The sequence below is a fragment of the Pseudoalteromonas translucida KMM 520 genome, assembly GCF_001465295.1.
GTDB classification, from domain to species: domain Bacteria; phylum Pseudomonadota; class Gammaproteobacteria; order Enterobacterales; family Alteromonadaceae; genus Pseudoalteromonas; species Pseudoalteromonas translucida.
On sequence record NZ_CP011035.1, the window covers coordinates 171,609 to 188,907 of the forward strand.

A 17,299-nucleotide genomic window follows, 5' to 3' on the forward strand; every position below is an offset into this window, starting at 1 on the left:
TTTACATGTTTCATCGTGTTCTTAAAAATTACGATGAAAAGAACTATTACTATCAGCGACAAACAGGCATTAGCTGGAAGAAGTTCATCGAACTGCTTGATACTATAGAGAAAAAAGGCTGGAAAACTAAGCCAATTTCTGCTTTGGCGAAAGGATATACACATAACGATGTATTTATTACTTTCGATGACGGATATAGGGATAATATTTGTGCATTTGATGAATTAATTAATCGTGGAATGATTGCTACAGTTTACCCTGTTAAAGATTTTGTTTTAGATGGTTTTTCTCCGATTGATGATATGGCTCTTCACTTGATGTCGACACCGAATGTACCTAAAGACCTTAGTCTATCATTGCTCGGTGGGCGATTAAAAAGAATATTACGAGGCATAACAGCCTCGAGATATAGGTATCTCCGACAACGTTTGTTTGGCATAGATGTGGATGCGGATTCTACCCATTTATTTATGCAGGAGCATCATCTAAAACTGTACAATAGCCAAGGAATTGAACTGGGTATTCACGGGTGTAGCCACAGAGCATTTACCCAACTTTCTCCAAGTGAGCTAAATAAAGAGTTAACTGAAAATTATAATTGGATCAGAGGATTGGGATGTAGAGAATCGATGTCTATTTGCTTCCCTCATGGTAAAAATAATAAGAAAGTAATTGAGCAAAGCCAGCTATTTGGCTTAATTCATTTAGGTGTCGACTGTGAGACATTTTACCCATCAGTTTTAAGGAGAATACATATTACGGAAGATTATTGTGGGTGAACTTAATGCTAAGCTTTGCGCATTGCTCAAGAATCAATTAGAGACTTTTCCATTTCACAATTTAGGGCAGTTATTGGGGAAGAAGGTTATTAATGGGGGGACTTGTTTTGATCACGCACTAAGCTTGCGCGCTCATATAACTAAAATGGGGCTTAGCGCTACATTACATGAGGCTGAGGTTTGCATGACAGGTTTAAACTCACATCGTTTGATCCGAGTTGAATCTTCAGACAAGGTTAGCTTTTTAGATTCTGGCACGGGCTGGCCAACTATATATCAGGCTCATACTTGCGATATCTATCGAGAGTATACATCAGCAGGAATACGCTTTCGAATTGTTAAAGAGTCAAACAAGCTTCTTGTCAAACGACACGATGGTCGACAATGGCGTGATATGAACCGTATTGCATTAGTCGCTCAAAATGAAGAGATTATATTATCCAAATACCCTAACAGGTATCTCCAACAACTGCCTTACAGCCAAGAACTTCGGTTTTGCTGGCTAATGAATGAAAAGTTTTATCGAATTACAGGTTTCTGTTTAGCAGTATATGAAGCAGGAAAAAATACTCAAAAATTCAGTCTAACACCGATAGAGCTTTTGAGTTTTGTCCAGAGCAGCTTTCCCGAATTGATTTCGGACTTAAAAATATATCTAGAGAGTATTAGTTGATGTGCGGGTTTGTTGTAAGTGTCACTGAAGGACAATCTAATTTAAATAAGAAAGTAGGAAAGGATACTCTATCTCGGGGCGAAGACCATTCTAGCTTAGAAACTATTCATTTTAATGGAATACCTATACATTTTGAATTTTCGCATTTATTTATAACTTCTCCCCAAGTTGTTCAACCACTACAAAGTATGTCGAAAATTTTAGTACTGAATGGTGAGATATATAATTATCAAGAATTGGCTGAGATACTTGGTCTCGAATCAAATAAGTTTAATGATGTAGGTATTTTTTTTGAGTATATAGAGCGTTACGGTTTGACTCAGGCCATGACGATGGCAAATGGAATGTACTCTGGTGTTCTTTTCGATAAATCAACGGGAGATTTTAGAGTTTTTACAGATCATGTTGGTAAAAAGCCTTTGCTCGTTTGGAATAGTAGTATCGGATGGCATATAGGAACTGGCGTTGATACTAATTATATAGATGCATACACTAATACGTTAGATGTAATCTCCCCTGGAGTATCAAAGTTTGATATAAAAACTGGGGTAGTATGCAAAGAATACCTCCATCAATACACTGTGACCAATAAACGAAGATTTGTTGATATTATAGAAAGTGCTATAGCACTTCGAATTCCTAAGGATATCCCATTCGCTGTAGCTTTAAGTGGTGGGCTAGATAGTTCGATTATTGCTTATATTTTAGAGACAAGATTAAGCAAAAGTGCAAGATATTACGTCGTGGCTGACAGTTATCCCGATTCAGTTTTGACGTTATTAGAACATCTAAAGGTTTGTCCTAGTCGTGTCGTTTTAATTAAGCCACCGACACAAAGTGAGCTCTTAGGATTAATTAAAAAAACATGTAAAATTACAAAAAGCTACAACCCTTCAATTATATCAAATGGACTAGCAACATTATTATTAAGTAGGGCTGTACAAGAAGACGGTATCCGCGTTTTGTTATCAGGTGAAGGTGCAGATGAGTATTTCTGTGGTTATCAAGGAATGTATAATGGTCGTAATGACCCTGAGAAAATGAGAGCTTGTTTGATTGAAAACCTCCATTACACGGAATTGAGACGCTTAGATCTTATTACTGCCAGCCATAGTATAGAGGCTCGTTGCCCATTTTTAGATAATCGCGTCACTCAGTTTGCATTAGCACATGACGTTCAAGATCTTTGCGACATTTCTTTGAACGTGGGAAAAACAATACTAAGAGATACATTTAAACATGTATTACCCAACTCAATAATTCATGCTCCTAAAGAGCCTTTCGATATTACCTCAGGTTTGCAAAAAATGGTTATAGATGAATTAAAGAAAATATCTACGACAGAAAGAACAGCATTAAGATCCATTTTTGAACAAATTATGGATAACACTTCTATAGCTAATCATCATTACTTCTCCCATTACCCAACTTTTGACACGATGATTGAACGACGTGAGCTTAAATACAAGCAGAGGGATATATGAACGATGTAAGCGTCTGAGCAAATGCGTCTAGCCTTGATTAACATTCCAAGGTAGCAAGTGCTCTACACTTTCAGGCTTTTTAGCAAGCTCATCTAGGCAGGTTTGCAAATAGTTGTCGACCAACAGTCCGTTCGCTTTCGCGGTTTCAATAATACTATAGAGCACGGCGCTAGCCGTTGCACCCCGCGCGGTATTGGAGAATAACCAGTTTTTTCTGCCAATCACAAACGGTTTCACAGCCCGCTCAGCGCGATTGTTATCTATATTTATGCGACCATCTTTTAAATAGGTGATGAGCTTATGTTCTTGGTTACACCAATACGTAATCGCTTCACCAAGTTTACTTTTCGGTGGCACTTTATCTTTATTTTCGATAATCCAATGGTGAAGTTTATCGATGATGGGTTTTGAACTTTCCTGCCGTGCTTGATACGTTTCTGCGGCCGTTTTGTCTTTTAAGCTTGCCTCAATGCCGTAGAGTTTTCTAATAAGACTTAAGGCAACATCGGCTTTGCCGGTTTTGTTTTTCGTTTGCACCGTTTTCGCATCAATGAATTTTCGACGTGCATGCGCCATACAACCTGCCAATATTGCATCTGTTTTTCCGTACGCTGCATAACCATCGACTTGCAGGTAACCGTCATAGTCACCAAGGTAATCAACTACACAAGCTGCGGCACGAGAGTTGTGATAATCATAGAGGATAATATTTGGCAAACTATTGGCGGCCACCGAATCGCTACCACAACAATACACCCACATGTAACTGCTGCTATTATCGGCCTTAATCACCTTTAAGGGCGTTTCGTCGGCATGGAGCACCGCTTGACTAAGCAATGCTGCTTTTAGCTCGTTAACTAATGGCATCAGTAATTCACTACACCGTATTATCCAATCTGACATGGTTTTACGACTCAGCTCAATACCATACTCATTGAACATTTTTTCTTGCCTATATAGCGGCAACCCATATTGATATTTGGCGCTGATGATTTGACTCAGCAAACTACTGGTGGCAATGCCTTTAGGAATGGGGGTTGCTGGAACAGGTGCAACTTTTATAGAATTTTCTGTGCCAGTTTGCTCACACCTTTTACAGGCATATTTCGGTCGAACTGTCTCTATCACTTTGATGTACGCAGGAACAAACTCAAGTTTTTCACTACGAGCTTCACCAATTTTATGCAGCTTACCTTGGCAACAATCACACACTTTTTCATCAATGGACAAATCAATTGTCACCACTTTTCGAGGTAATTCTTTTGGCAGTGGCTTGCGCGTCGGTTTGTTTTTAATTGTGACCTTACTGTGACTATCAGCCGCAGCTAATAACGTTTTATCGGCCTCATCAATGATTTCTTCCGCTTCATTGAAGGTTTCCCCCGCCCCCGGGAGTTGCTCGGAGCTTTTACCAAACTGTTTACGCTTGGCAATTTCATAGCGTTCAATAAACTGATTAATTTGAATGGCTTGTTCACTGATGATTTTATCTTTTTTCGCTAACTCTTGGGTAGTTTCAGCCTGCAACTCAAGCAACATTTGCTTGAGTTGTTCTGGGTCGTCAGGGAGTGAGTTAGTATCAATTTTCATCCATCGAGTTTAGCAAGAACAGACAGATGATTCTGCTTTGTAACGCAAATAGAATAAGGACTTGCGTACACGATCGTTGACTGATAAAAGATCTAGTTAGATCGGTGACTGATAGTGCAGCGGTTCATGGCCAAGCACGTCATATCCAGATAACAACCAATCCAGTTGTTGATAGGTTAATTCAAATTCCTGGCTCGATAGTTTACTTGGCCATTTGAATTTTTGCTTTTCAAGTCGTTTATACCAAAGCGCGAACCCTGTTTTATCCCAGTATAGAATTTTCAGCTTATCTTTGGCCTTGTTACAAAATACAAACAACGTACCGGTATAGGCATCGCGAACAAGCTCATCTTCAACAATACTCACTAAGCCATTAATACTTTTTCGAAAGTCGACAAAATCCCGATGCAGAAAAACCTCTGACGGCTCAACAAACATTTTCATTGAACAAACTCGCGTAGTAACTGGCTTAAATACGTTGCAGAGGTTGTGGCTGGCAAACTAACGTTTGCCTTGCCAACAGTTAACGTGATGGATGGTTGTTCATCAACTATTTCGACTTGCTGTGTAATTTTGGCGCGAACGAAATTATTCGATGATAGGCCGAGTTTCTTTCTTACCGCATAAAAGCTAGTCATTGATAATTGATGTTGCCGGCAATAATCAATGATGGTTAAACCACTTGATTGTTGTTCATGGATGATGGTTTGCCATTGCTCTGGGCTGCGCATAATTCTCATAAGTTACTCCAAATAATTGTTTGGTTGTAACTTACTTAAGTTGAGATTAATTTGTCAGACGCAATTTGCCGGACGCTCACTGAACGATAATCAAGTGGTTGCAGTCGTTGGGCTAGGGTATGTCGGGTATCCGCTTGCAATAGCATTTGGTCAGCATATCCAAACAGTAGGTTTTGACATAAACGAAACTAGAATCTCTGAATTACATGAAAGTAATGATCGCACCAATGAAAGCGATATTAAGTTAGTTGAAAGTGCTGAGCATTTAACTTTGTCTAATGATCTAGAGTGTATTCGAAGAGCGAATATATATATTGTCACTACACCTACTCCAGTTGATAAGGCATACCAACCAGAGTTAAGTGCGGTATTGAATGCTGCAAAGATGGTTGGCTCTGTGATTTCAACTAACGATATTGTTGTCCTAGAATCTACAGTATATCCTGGTGTTACAGAGGGAGTGTTTGCTTCTGAAATTGAAAAAACAAGTGGATTGCTTGCAAATATTGACTTTCAGCTAGGGTACAGTCCTGAGCGGATTAATCCAGGAGATGAGCTTCATTGCTTACAACATATAGTAAAGGTTGTTTCTGCCACAAATACATCTACTTTAGAAATATTATCTCAATTATATGAACTTATAGTTCCTGCTGGAGTGTTGAAAGCTGAGTCAATAAGAACAGCTGAGTTATCTAAGTTAATAGAAAACACCCAGCGTGATGTTAATATTGCATTTATAAACGAAATGTATCAGCTATCGGACAAGCTGAAATTAGATTTTAACAAGGTATTAGAATGCGCCAGTAGTAAGTGGAATTTTCTAGACTTTAAACCTGGGTTAGTTGGTGGACACTGCGTTGCTGTTGATCCGTATTACTTAATTCATTCTCAGGTTATGAATGGAGTTGCACCTCGTATAACAAATACAGCACGGCAAGTTAACGGGGATATGGTTACTTACGTTGCAAATACATTTTTGAAAAAGTTAATTAGGGCTGGCCTTTCACTACCTTCCACAAGAATATTAATCTTGGGTGTGAGTTTTAAACCCAACTGCCCTGACGTTAGAAACTCTAAACATTTTGAAGTTATAAGAGAATTGATAGATTTTGGAGCAAAGCCACTTATTTACGACCCAGTTGTTAAGTGGGAAGATACCCAAAACTGCATTGTTGAAGAACAAATGCCTACAGGCCCTTTTGATGCGATATTGTTGCTTGTACCTCATGATGAAATTGTTCGCGATTTACTACTCAAGGGGGCCTCTCTGATACATGAAAACACCATCTTCTTCTCTTTAGACTCACAATATACAGATTTACTAAAATGACTATAGAATTAACAGAATATAATAAATTCATCTCTATGGCCTCAATTGTTGGGGATTCCCTAGGTAATAAAAATGCTATTGATTTTGTCACTAGCTTCCTTGAAGGTTTAGGCTTCGATATTCGGATTTCAAATACTAAACATACAGCTCAGCCAACAATAATAGCGCACTATTCAGGACGATTATGTGATAAAAAAATAGTCATTTATGGTCATTATGATGTTGCACTAGTGAAAAGTGAGAATAATTGGCTCAGTGAAAACCCATTCTTATTAAAACGTATCAACGGTCGTATTTATGGACGAGGAATAGCCGATAACAAGGGGCCTCTGTTATCCCGGATGCTCGCTATGAAATCATTAATATCATCGAAAAAAGCAATCCCTGAAATTATGTGGTTAATTCAAGGTGAGGAAGAAATTATGCATGGGAATAGAGTTGCCTATGATATTTTTAAGCATGAGATAAGTTCATTTGGTGCAAATACTTACATTGAGGAAACAGGATTTAATAATTTAGATACAGGATCTCAAATTGCATTTCTATGGTCGCCTTCTCTGACTGATTTACAGTTATCTTCGTGGCATGATTTACTAAATCACAGCTTGGATAATCCGAATATCGAATATCGTCATCTAAATAAGCTAAATGGAATCAAAGCTTGTCCTCTTCTAGCCAATTTGCCCAAAGACTCTGTTTATATCGGTTTTGGTCCTAATGATCGCTTGCATAATATCCATCAAGACAATGAATCATTAGATGAGAGTAATCTTTTAAAGCACCAAAAACAATTTGAAAATTTTTTAGCAAATTATGCGTCGTATAGCCATGCAGTCTAACAACATCATTAACGTGGTATTGGCCAGTGCTGATATAGATGTGGCAAACAGTCTGTTGAAAAGCATGCATCAAGCGTTACCTAGTTTTGAGATTAAAGCGTCCATCTTATTATTTGGTATAACAGAACCAAGAAAAATTTATCAGTTTTGTCGTCCAGTTGAAATAATAGATATAGTTACGTACTACCCACCTATTGTGGATAGTCGAAATATCTGCCAAGCACACCTTCGTCGTAAAATGAACGAATTTGGGGGAATAGGATTTATACTTGATGATGATTTATCTTGGACACTACCTGAAAATGAATTTATTACTGTGCTTGAAAAATTGAAAAAAGCGGGCTGTGATATGGCTTTTAGTGCGCTATCAGGTGATTCACCTATCCCAAAGGAATATACTCGAACAAGCCCCTTACTCGATGTTTTGATAGCCATTGCAGTCCAATGTAATGACTCTAAGGCTATGAAAATAAAAGAGTATGTTACAAAGGTAGATATATCGAAAAAAAGCGAAAGTAATATTAATACTCATCATGACTTTTATACTTTTACCCATAAAGAATTTCATAAATATGATGTGGATATAGCAACTATCAATTGGCATGATTTCATCGATCGATTAGTAAAGGGTAAATCTACAACCCGAACTACACCAACACCAATTACAATAATGCCAGCAAAAGGAAGAGAGCGGGGTGGTGCAACACTTATACTAAATGTTGATGTATTACTTTGTAAAAATGATTCAATGCGCTATTTGAATTTATATAGTCGCCGCAGTGATATGATTATGGCAACGGATGCTGCGAATTATAACTTTAAACTATTTAATACCCCGCCTATGTTAAAACACCTTAGAGATGAAGCATTTGATACCCATGACAGTAAAAAGTTAATAGGCGATATCCTTGGGTATGCACTTGTTGAATCTAAAGAAGGAGCTAATTTTTGCGCGAAAAAATTTGCGAAAAACGTATCTCAACGAATTGAACATACAAAATTTTTACTTATGGAATCATCAAAAATGATGGAGTTACTAGATGTATGGTTAAAAAATAACAATTATATTGAATTGGATGTAAGTAGCTTGGTTAAATCCATGATTGCAGAAAATGAGAAAACTTACTTAGCGCTTACATCCATTGACTTAGGAGTTGTTAATCAGTCTTTCAACACATTTATTTATAATAGAATTAACTATTTAAAGTCTGATGAAAGTACTGAGCTAGCTTGTTAGTATTTCGTTCCTCAGAATAAATGCCTTTTAGGGATCATTAAGCTGCATTCTAGGCCTTAAAGTGACTTATTGGTCACTTTAACTACCGTCGGTTATATCAAAAAAGTTAAGTGTTTTTTTACTTAATCTACTTTCTTAGCTTGTTTAATAAGTTTAATTAGAATTATCGTCAACACAGCAGCTGGTAATAGCCATATAAAATCACTCATTTCTAACCCTCAATATTTGGAATAATACTCCAACCTTAATGTTTTTGGTGTGTTTTGCAAATTTAAGTCGTTTATCTATTACCTTTCAATTTTTCTCCTGACTTATGCCTAGTTAGCTTTAGGACAAATTAACTAGGAAAAATCATGAAAGATCAAAAATCACCGTTTATACGCCAATATGTACGCGCTAGTAAATCCCCCTGGGAGGATGCTTCCACCATTTTGCTATTAGCTGATGTTGTTGATAAGCAAGAACTTGAACTGGGCTTCACCAATTACATTTATTTACACCGAGATAGCGTGGGGTGTGTGCTGGGTATTAGTATTTCTCAACAGTTACTAGCTGCTAATCCTGAGTTCTCAGAGCGGTATTTGGAGGGTATTGAGATGTATGCCTTTTTACTCATACACATTGAAGGCATAACAAACTTCTGCAGTTTATTTACTGCAGAATTTGAGCAACTATTTATGCTAAAACCAAATGAGTATTTTGCAGCTGCAGAACGCCATTGGTTAGATATACTAGAGAATACCTAAAAACCTTTAGCGAACCACGTGGTTCGCTTTTTTATTTCCCTGCGACGCTACTAGTTATATGTATAGAGCCAAAAATAAGTTACACACTGCATGTTCATTACTCCAAAAAATTGCACCGAGCCTGGCGCTAAACAGGCTTACCTACCTGAAGAGCCTTTGTGGTGATTCACTGCATTTAAATGAATATTCATACTCTGTATGACGTACAGGGTTATGTAGGGAGAAAACAATATAGCGATTGTTTTGGCGGCAGGGCCCGAATGCGCGGTCTTAGTTACCTAATGTAGACAGGTTAAAAATAAAAAGGAGTGAATAATATTCACTCCTTTTTTACATTCAAATTTTATCGTTTTGATATTCTATGCGAAATATCAACAATGCCTCTTAGTTGTGCATACCTAATTAAAATAGGTCACATACATAAGAGATATTATGAAAATAAACGAGTAAAATGGCAGTTCGGGGTGATAGTTCGAACACTCTCAGATGCGTGCTCCATAAGCGGCTACACATTTGCGTTATCGGGTTGGCTTCATTACAAAAAGGTCTGTGATATACCATTAATTACAGATATGGCAGCTAACTCGTATGTGCTATTGATTTTAGCGTGTTACGCAAGCCATTTGACACTGGATATTATTGCGTAGTGGTCTAATCGCCATTAACTTCTAGAGCATCATTTTGATGCTCTTTTTTATGAATAGAATAGGGCGGTAATTTCATCGCAAAATTTTGTGCGATACACAATCGCAGATTGTAATAACGCAGCATCTTTGTGAGTCATGAATGGTTGTTGGGTTCTCTTATTTATGCGCTCTGGGAGCTCTGTCAGTAACTGGGTGTGTAATCTTTTTATATCATCAAATATTTGCGTAGATTGTGAAAATATAAATACCTGTTGGTAATGGCCCGCTTTAAGTGAGGCGAGGTATTTGAGCAGGATAGTCTGACGCGTCGATTTATTTTTAAATGAGTTTTCAATTTCGATAGCAACGACGGTCCTATCTGGTAATACGGCGATACCGTCTACAATTCGCGCATTACTTTGATTATATAAACGCTTAAACTCTGGCTCAGATAAAAATCCTGTCCATAGCGGCCTGTAAACGCCATCTGAGGTATGGTTATGTAATCCGCGCAGAGCAATAAATGTATTCATTAAATCGTGCATTATGTGGTTGTGGTTAACCTGCAGTGCGGGGTTTGATTTTGAGCGAAAGTAAGTATCAATACTGGTTTGCTCCTGTGCATATTTAGCTCCTGTGTAAGTTGGAATATAGACGCGTCCATCTGGACTGCGATGGGTGTGGACCATCGTTAATAATTTATCATCAACCAACTTATTTAAGTGGTTCAGCGCTTGAGGTTGACTAATATTGTAGAGCCAGCGAATAATCACGGGCGCAGTAACTGAAAACCGTACTGCAATAATGACTGTCAATGCTGCACGGTTAATGCCAGTTAAGTAGTTGTTTGCGCCTTTTTGGTAACGCATGTTGATGTTGAAGTATCGCTGATATTGATGTGTGTAGGTGTTATCGTTTTCCATTTATCATTCGCATGTTTAAGTAAGGCATGCTTTAACTACCTCCCACATAGACAAATTAACTGGTTATTTAGAGCGGAACATTAAAAATCGCCCGTCTTTGTTTATATCACCGAAGGAAACGCTCATGAGCTTTTCACTACTGGCGCCGTTACGTGATTTAGACTGTGCTATATCAACCACGGTCACTGCATTGGTGCTGGCTTTCAAATCTTTTGCTGCGATGAGCACGTTATCAACAGCACGCGCAATTTCAGTATGGCCGCGATAGTTTTTGCCTGTTTTATCTGTATGGTGCAGTATCAAAATCGCTTTTCCTTCGTTTCGCAATGCGTCAATGCATTTGTTGTAGTAGTTCCAGTCGTTTTGATTGAGCTCCTCTGCGGATGTATACAGTGCGGATAGGTTATCGAAAATCACTACATCGGCCCATTCAATATCACTGGCGAGTGCATCAAAACCGTCAGATGTTGCAAGGTCCGGAATACCTCCTTGAAAGCTTTTTTTATGAATGATTTTTAAATAATTACCATCGGGTCCAGCGCCTATTGCGTTAAAGATATTAGCAAAACGTTGTTTTATCTGATGCAAACCTAGTTCAGCATCGATATACAATACTTTTTTAGCTTCACAGGGTGCGCTATCAAAACAAGGAATCCCTGCGGCCACGCTAGCAGCAACGTGTTGAGATATGAATGTTTTTCCTGAGCCAGCTCCGGCAGCAAGTAGGGTAGCTTCTCCGGCGGTTAATATCGCGGGTACAATGATGCATGGTTGAGGAATGTCAGCTTGAACAATACTAAGTACGCTATCGGCTTTTCTTAATTGGTGTAATGGATTAGGTGTGTTTGTTGATTCACTGTTTGGTGAAAATTGTTGGGTATGTTCTTGGTCATTCATATTTATAAACTCCTATCGGATTGTAATATTTCGGAATTTCTAAATAGGATGTCGAAAAACGAACTAATTGCGTTTTATGTAAAATTATCCAATTTATTTTTTTATTTTTATTAAGCTTGTTTTTAAACGTAGAAAATTTGTATGAATTAAACTTATAAAGTAAGGCCTCCTCTTAAAGAGGAGGCCTTACTTTATAAGTTATTCTTTATTTCAATTAGGCAAAAATATTACGGTATTCATTGCAAGACGTTGTGTATTTGCTCTTTTAATGAAACGAGGGATGAAACCATTTAGAGAAGCCGCTTTCAGCGGATGGCTTCGTCGCTGCGCTACTCAACCATAGGGTCTAAAACGCCCGTCAGCTCTGGTGTTGCTCCGCAACGAGCTGACTCGACGCGCTATCGCGCTAGCGTTGTAGGCCCAGCGCGAATGCACCTCGCTACGCTCTGTACTACCCGCCATACCGCCGCGCCTGACAATGCAATGGGTGCCCCATAATTTGCATTTTTCATCTGCTGTTATTTTCTACGAAAATAGATGGTTCGATATCAATTTGTGCCAAATTTTAATCGAATTTCGCTGATGCGAAACACTATCGCGGGTAGTACAGACCAGCTGTACATTCGCGCTGTCTCCATGTGTCTGCGGCTTCGCCTACAACACATTACGCGCTTGTTGGCCTCATTCTGAGGCGCTTTTTTTCAGTTTTCGTGCCGAAAAATGCGAGCTTAAAACCTGTCTTGCAGACAAAAACCGCCTTCAAATTAAACTTACTAATAGATTTTTTAGATAAAGAGGAAAGGATTTTTGCTTAAAAGATTAAGTGAAAATAGAAGAAAAGTTAATGCCTTATTCAAACTTTTTGTTGCTGAGCTGCGCAGTCAAACAAGTTTGGTTTTTATCACGAAATCATTAAATTGTGAAGTTGTAATTAATGATTAATAAGGTTTAAAAAATGAAAAACGACGCTAATGATATTACTATTAATCCTTCTACAGGATTACCTATCACAAATGCGAGCGCTAATATCGTAGATGTTGGCGGCAATGTGGTGGGCCAATCTGATAGGGTCATGACTGTTTATGAGATTGAAGAATCGATAGCGGACTCTATAGGAGATGATTGTTTTGATGCATTTGAACCGTTCGATGATGGTTTTTAATGCCCAAAATTTTGAAAGCTATTAGTCGATATCGAATAGAAATCATCTATTCGACCATTGTATTTGGTGGCTCAGCGGTACTTTCTTTCCTGTACCAATCAACTCAAAATTTTGCCTGGTTTATCGCTCTAAGTCTTTTTTGCACTAAAATGATAACAGGTATCTATAACTACGAATATTATCGAAAAAGTAACACCCCAAGCATGAAGGTCATGCTTAAGCATCTCCTTATTAAATTTATATAGCCTTGTTTATTTGTCCTAAATGCAAAGCGCCCTAGTTTTATCAAGGCGCTTTTTTAGTTTTATGGTTCAGAAAAAGTGTGACTCTAATACTCAAGTCTATTTCTATGCTAATACTTGGTAATATTAATAAAAAATATTGTAAACTCGACACTTAAAAAATAATTGTCCGATCTCTCTTATTTATATTTTCAAAAGTTGGGTATTGGTTAACAAGGAAGTAAATTAATGTATTACAGCGAAGTCAAAGAACAGTACCTTGCTCATTTAAAGCAATCAAAAAATAGCATTACCGCTTATAAAGCCATAGTAAATTATAGTAATAAAACACCTACTGAGATCTCTGATGAGTCTTTTGAGTATTTAGAACATGAGTTTGAGGGAGTGTTTTTTGCTCAGGGAAACAATAAGAGGCAAATATTAAAATCTGCAGGTAAATATTTAATTGGTTTTTTATCATTAGGTGGTACTTATCACCTAGCACTTCAAAATAAACATTACGAAGACTTACACAACAGCTTGTATAAGGCAGTATTTGAAAGCTTAAAACTGATTAATGGTGAGACTAATAAAGCCTTAAATTCTATCGGTTTTACATTAGAGAAAACAAATAAGCTTTTAAAAAAAGTTGGAAAGGTTTTACAAACTAAATCTAATGTTACAAGCGACAGAAAGGCAGTTGATCAAAAAGTAACTTTAATTCAGTTAAAGCAGTTCTCCGATGGTTTCAAAACTTCACTTAAAGCAGGGTTTGGCGGTTTGGTGGGTGGTACTTCAGCTGTTGGTGCCTGGGGCGTCGTTACCATTATAGGTAGTGCATCTACAGGTACTGCTATTACCTCACTCTCTGGTATAGCTGCAACAAACGCAACACTAGCTTGGTTTGGTGGTGGTTCTATCGCTGCAGGAGGGGCTGGTATGGCTGGAGGGTTTATGGTTTTAGGTGGCATAATAGCAGCTCCCGCAATGTACTTTGCAGTAACAGGTTCATATAAAAAAGTCGAAAAAATAAAGATGAAAAAAGTTGAATTGTTGGCAGAGATAGAAAAGTTAACATCCCTTGAATCTGAAGCAAAGGCTCACCTTAAAACCGTCCAGCAGCATCATTACCACATTACCGAGTATGCCAATCACTTTGGTAAGTTGCTTGAAGATAACTTGAGAGTGTTTAAAAAACATAGCTCGCTTAAGTATAAAATTTTTGGTGGGAAGATGAACATTAAACAGGAAGAAGTTTTTCATAATCTAAGTCAATATAGTAATGAGTTATTATTTCAGCTAGGTTATAGCAATAATTAGCTTAATACTTTTACTAACTCTACTAGTTAACTTTTACTATCTTTTATTTTTGCTTATTAACCTTATTTTATATAGCATCACTAAATAGCATGAAACACGTTGAATCAACGAGTTGTGCGCACTCATAGCGCAGTATTTAGGGATGGTTTAAGTTATGGATAAAAGAAAGCTCAGCGAAACCGATATAATCAGCAAGTTTATCCTACCCGCAGTTAAAACCGCAGGCTGGGACGATATAACCCAAATACGCCAAGAGGTTAAATTACGTGCCGGTAAAGTAATCGTCCGTGGGCAACTTGGTGTACGTAAAACGGTTAAGTCGGCTGACATAGTGCTTTACCATAAACCTAGTATGCCGCTTGCTGTAATCGAGGCTAAAGCCAATAAGCACGAAGTAGGCAAAGGCCTTCAACAAGGCTTAGATTACGCTAGGCTGCTCGATGTGCCGTTTATATTCGCCTCTAATGGCGATGGCTTTATATTTCACGATAAAACCAAGCTAGGCACGCCTGATGCGCACAACCTTGAATCAGAAATACGCTTAGAAGACTTCCCATCACCTCAAGAGCTTTGGGCTAAGTATTGCGCTTACAAGGGCTATACCGAATCTCAATTACCTATAATCAACCAAGCCTATTACGATGATGGCAGTGGCAAGCATCCCCGTTACTATCAGCTCCAAGCGATTAATAAAACAGTAGAGGCTATATCGTCTGGTAAAGACCGCGTACTCCTCGTTATGGCAACAGGAACCGGTAAAACTTATACCGCGTTTCAGATCATTTGGCGCTTATGGAAATCACGCGCTAAAAAACGCATATTGTTTTTAGCCGACCGCAACATATTGGTCGATCAAACCCGCATTAATGATTTTCAGCCGTTTGGTACTTCAATGACCAAAATTACCGGTAGAACAATCGACCCCGCTTACGAAATACACCTAGCACTATACCAAGCACTAACAGGGCCAGAAGAATCTCAAAAAGCGTTCAAGCAAGTAGACCCAGACTTTTTCGACCTCATTATTATTGACGAATGCCACCGTGGTAGCGCAAGTGAAGATAGCGCATGGCGCGAAATACTCACCTACTTCAAAGGGGCTGCTCAAGTAGGTTTAACCGCAACACCAAAAGAAACAGAGGAAGTATCAAACTCTGACTACTTTGGCGACCCCGCTTATACCTATTCCCTTAAAGAAGGCATAGAAGATGGTTTTTTAGCACCATACAAAGTAGTACGAGTCGATCTTGATGTGGACCTACAAGGCTGGCGACCAACAAAAGGACAGGTTGATAACAACGGTGAAGTAATACAAGACCGGATATACAACCAAAAAGACTTTGACCGCACAATGGTAATTGACGAGCGAACACAGCTGGTGGCAGAAACCATTACCAACTATTTAAAACGTACAGACCCTATGGCTAAAACCATCGTGTTTTGTAACGATATAGATCACGCCGAGCGTATGCGCCGAGCCATTGCCAACTTAAACCCAGAGCAAATGGCTAAAAACGATAAATACGTGATGAAGATCACCGGCGATGACGAACTAGGCAAAGGTCAGCTAGATAACTTTATAAACCCTAAACGCCCATACCCAGTTATTGCTACCACCTCTGAGCTTATGACCACAGGGGTAGACGCTAAAACCTGTAAGCTAGTGGTGCTCGATCAGAACATTCAATCAATGACCAAGTTTAAACAAATTATTGGTCGTGGTACCCGTATTGACGACCGTTACGGTAAGCTGTGGTTTACTATCCTCGACTTTAAAAAAGCCACCGAGTTGTTTGCCGATGAACGCTTTGATGGCACACCAGAAAAAATAATAAAAGTAACGCCCACCGACATTGAAGACGAAGACGTTGATATTGAATCACAAGACGATACAACTGCCGAAGAGCAGCCTGATAGTGTATTCGATGATCAATCAACCGCTGACGATACAACAGATACCATAAATAACCCTAAAGGCGATGGGACCTTTTCTGATGGAGAGTATGGCGAATGGGACGATGAAACCAATAAAATGGTTAAGTACCGCGTATCAGGTGTTACCGTTAATAAAGTCGCAGAGCGAGTACAGTATTACGATACCGACGGTAAACTCGTTACCGAATCATTTATAGATTACACCCGTAAAACCATGAGCAAACAGTTCAGCTCACTCGACGACTTTGTAAAGCGTTGGAACGAGTCAGATCGCAAACAAGCCGTAATAGACGAACTTTCCGAAGAAGGTATTATTTGGTCAGCACTTGAGGAAGAAGTAGGCAAAGATATGGACCCATTCGATATGATCTGCCATGTAGTTTACGACCAACCACCTCTTACTCGTAAAGAGCGCGCAGATAACGTACAAAAGCGTAACTATTTCACTAAATATTCGGGTACCGCACACACCGTACTAGAGAACCTTCTGTTAAAATACGCAGATGTAGGCGTACAAGAAATAGAATCTATGCAAGCACTTAAAGTGGCGCCATTTAACCAAATTGGCAGCCTAAGTGAAATAGTAAAAAAAGGCTTTGGTGGCAAACCACAATACGAGCAAGCGCTTAAAGAGCTCGAAGCCGAAATTTACCAAATGCCAACGCCTAAAACAGCTTAATTATATGCTTGCTGTCGCTATGTATTAGCGACAGCAAAGCATTAAACCAATCAGAATAAACAGCTTTCATATTTGCCTTTAGTCGCTGTTTATAAAAATAATCAAACAAGAGAATACT

The 17,299-nt window shown here is 38.6% G+C and carries 15 protein-coding genes; 10 read left to right on the forward strand and 5 right to left on the reverse strand.

The genetic code is table 11. The features are described from left to right. Positions 1-5: 5 nt before the first annotated feature. From PTRA_RS16305 to PTRA_RS16315, 3 genes are read left to right on the forward strand one after another with little or no spacing between them, the layout of a single operon-like run. Positions 6-779 carry a polysaccharide deacetylase family protein gene (locus tag PTRA_RS16305; RefSeq protein WP_237113507.1) on the forward strand — a complete coding sequence of 258 codons (774 nt, stop codon included), beginning with the start codon at positions 6-8 and terminating at the stop codon, positions 777-779. Further along, the gene (locus PTRA_RS16310) at positions 772-1,452 is read left to right on the forward strand and encodes an arylamine N-acetyltransferase (protein WP_058374734.1); all 681 of its coding nucleotides are present in this window, start codon (positions 772-774) and stop codon (positions 1,450-1,452) included. The genes PTRA_RS16305 and PTRA_RS16310 overlap by 8 nt, the downstream gene beginning before the upstream one ends. After that, positions 1,452-2,936 (forward strand): asparagine synthase-related protein, encoded by a 1,485-nt coding sequence (locus PTRA_RS16315; RefSeq protein WP_058374735.1) that lies wholly within the window; start codon positions 1,452-1,454, stop codon positions 2,934-2,936. Before PTRA_RS16310 ends, PTRA_RS16315 begins: the two co-directional genes overlap by 1 nt. A 27-nt stretch (positions 2,937-2,963) precedes the next feature. Here PTRA_RS16315 and tnpC read toward each other — a convergent pair whose 3' ends face one another. The 3 genes from tnpC to tnpA all read right to left on the reverse strand — a co-directional run bounded on the left by tnpC (position 2,964) and on the right by tnpA (position 5,266). Next, complete coding sequence (tnpC, locus tag PTRA_RS16320; RefSeq protein WP_083497488.1) at positions 2,964-4,526, reverse strand: IS66 family transposase; 1,563 nt, start codon at positions 4,524-4,526, stop codon at positions 2,964-2,966. A 96-nt stretch (positions 4,527-4,622) separates the two neighbouring features. Next, on the reverse strand, positions 4,623-4,970 hold the full coding sequence (gene tnpB / locus PTRA_RS16325; RefSeq protein ID WP_058372495.1) for an IS66 family insertion sequence element accessory protein TnpB: 348 nt from the start codon (positions 4,968-4,970) through the stop codon (positions 4,623-4,625). Beyond that, a complete protein-coding gene (tnpA, locus tag PTRA_RS16330) occupies positions 4,967-5,266 on the reverse strand; it encodes an IS66 family insertion sequence element accessory protein TnpA (RefSeq protein WP_058372494.1) in 300 nt (99 codons plus the stop codon). Before tnpA ends, tnpB begins: the two co-directional genes overlap by 4 nt. Before the next feature lie 94 nt (positions 5,267-5,360). On the opposite strand from tnpA, the gene PTRA_RS16335 reads away from it, so the two are divergent. From PTRA_RS16335 to PTRA_RS16350, 4 genes are all read left to right on the forward strand, one after another. Next, positions 5,361-6,596: a nucleotide sugar dehydrogenase gene (locus PTRA_RS16335; RefSeq protein WP_157756056.1), complete on the forward strand. Its 1,236-nt coding sequence runs from the start codon at positions 5,361-5,363 to the stop codon at positions 6,594-6,596. Beyond that, entirely contained in the window at positions 6,593-7,435 is an 843-nt protein-coding gene (locus tag PTRA_RS16340) for a M20/M25/M40 family metallo-hydrolase (protein ID WP_058374737.1), read from the forward strand. The genes PTRA_RS16335 and PTRA_RS16340 overlap by 4 nt, the downstream gene beginning before the upstream one ends. Continuing rightward, a complete protein-coding gene (locus tag PTRA_RS16345) occupies positions 7,410-8,672 on the forward strand; it encodes a hypothetical protein (RefSeq protein ID WP_058374738.1) in 1,263 nt (420 codons plus the stop codon). Before PTRA_RS16340 ends, PTRA_RS16345 begins: the two co-directional genes overlap by 26 nt. 353 nt (positions 8,673-9,025) lie before the next feature. After that, positions 9,026-9,418, forward strand: coding sequence for a hypothetical protein (locus PTRA_RS16350; protein ID WP_058374739.1), 393 nt, complete (start codon positions 9,026-9,028; stop codon positions 9,416-9,418). Positions 9,419-10,112: 694 nt separating this feature from the next. Here PTRA_RS16350 and PTRA_RS16355 read toward each other — a convergent pair. Next, on the reverse strand, positions 10,113-10,967 hold the full coding sequence (locus PTRA_RS16355) for a hypothetical protein (RefSeq protein ID WP_058374740.1): 855 nt from the start codon (positions 10,965-10,967) through the stop codon (positions 10,113-10,115). Positions 10,968-11,030: 63 nt separating this feature from the next. Further along, positions 11,031-11,864: an AAA family ATPase gene (locus PTRA_RS16360; RefSeq protein WP_058374741.1), complete on the reverse strand. Its 834-nt coding sequence runs from the start codon at positions 11,862-11,864 to the stop codon at positions 11,031-11,033. A 955-nt stretch (positions 11,865-12,819) separates the two neighbouring features. Between PTRA_RS16360 and PTRA_RS16370 the strand changes: the two genes are divergently transcribed. The 3 genes from PTRA_RS16370 (at position 12,820) to hsdR (ending at position 17,181) form a co-directional block, all read left to right on the forward strand. Beyond that, entirely contained in the window at positions 12,820-13,026 is a 207-nt protein-coding gene (locus tag PTRA_RS16370) for a hypothetical protein (RefSeq protein WP_058374743.1), read from the forward strand. A 470-nt stretch (positions 13,027-13,496) separates the two neighbouring features. After that, positions 13,497-14,567, forward strand: a complete 1,071-nt coding sequence (locus PTRA_RS19170) for a hypothetical protein (RefSeq protein WP_058374745.1) — start codon at positions 13,497-13,499, stop codon at positions 14,565-14,567. A gap of 154 nt (positions 14,568-14,721) precedes the next feature. Then, positions 14,722-17,181: an EcoAI/FtnUII family type I restriction enzme subunit R gene (gene hsdR, locus PTRA_RS16385; RefSeq protein ID WP_058374746.1), complete on the forward strand. Its 2,460-nt coding sequence runs from the start codon at positions 14,722-14,724 to the stop codon at positions 17,179-17,181. Positions 17,182-17,299: the final 118 nt, after the last annotated feature.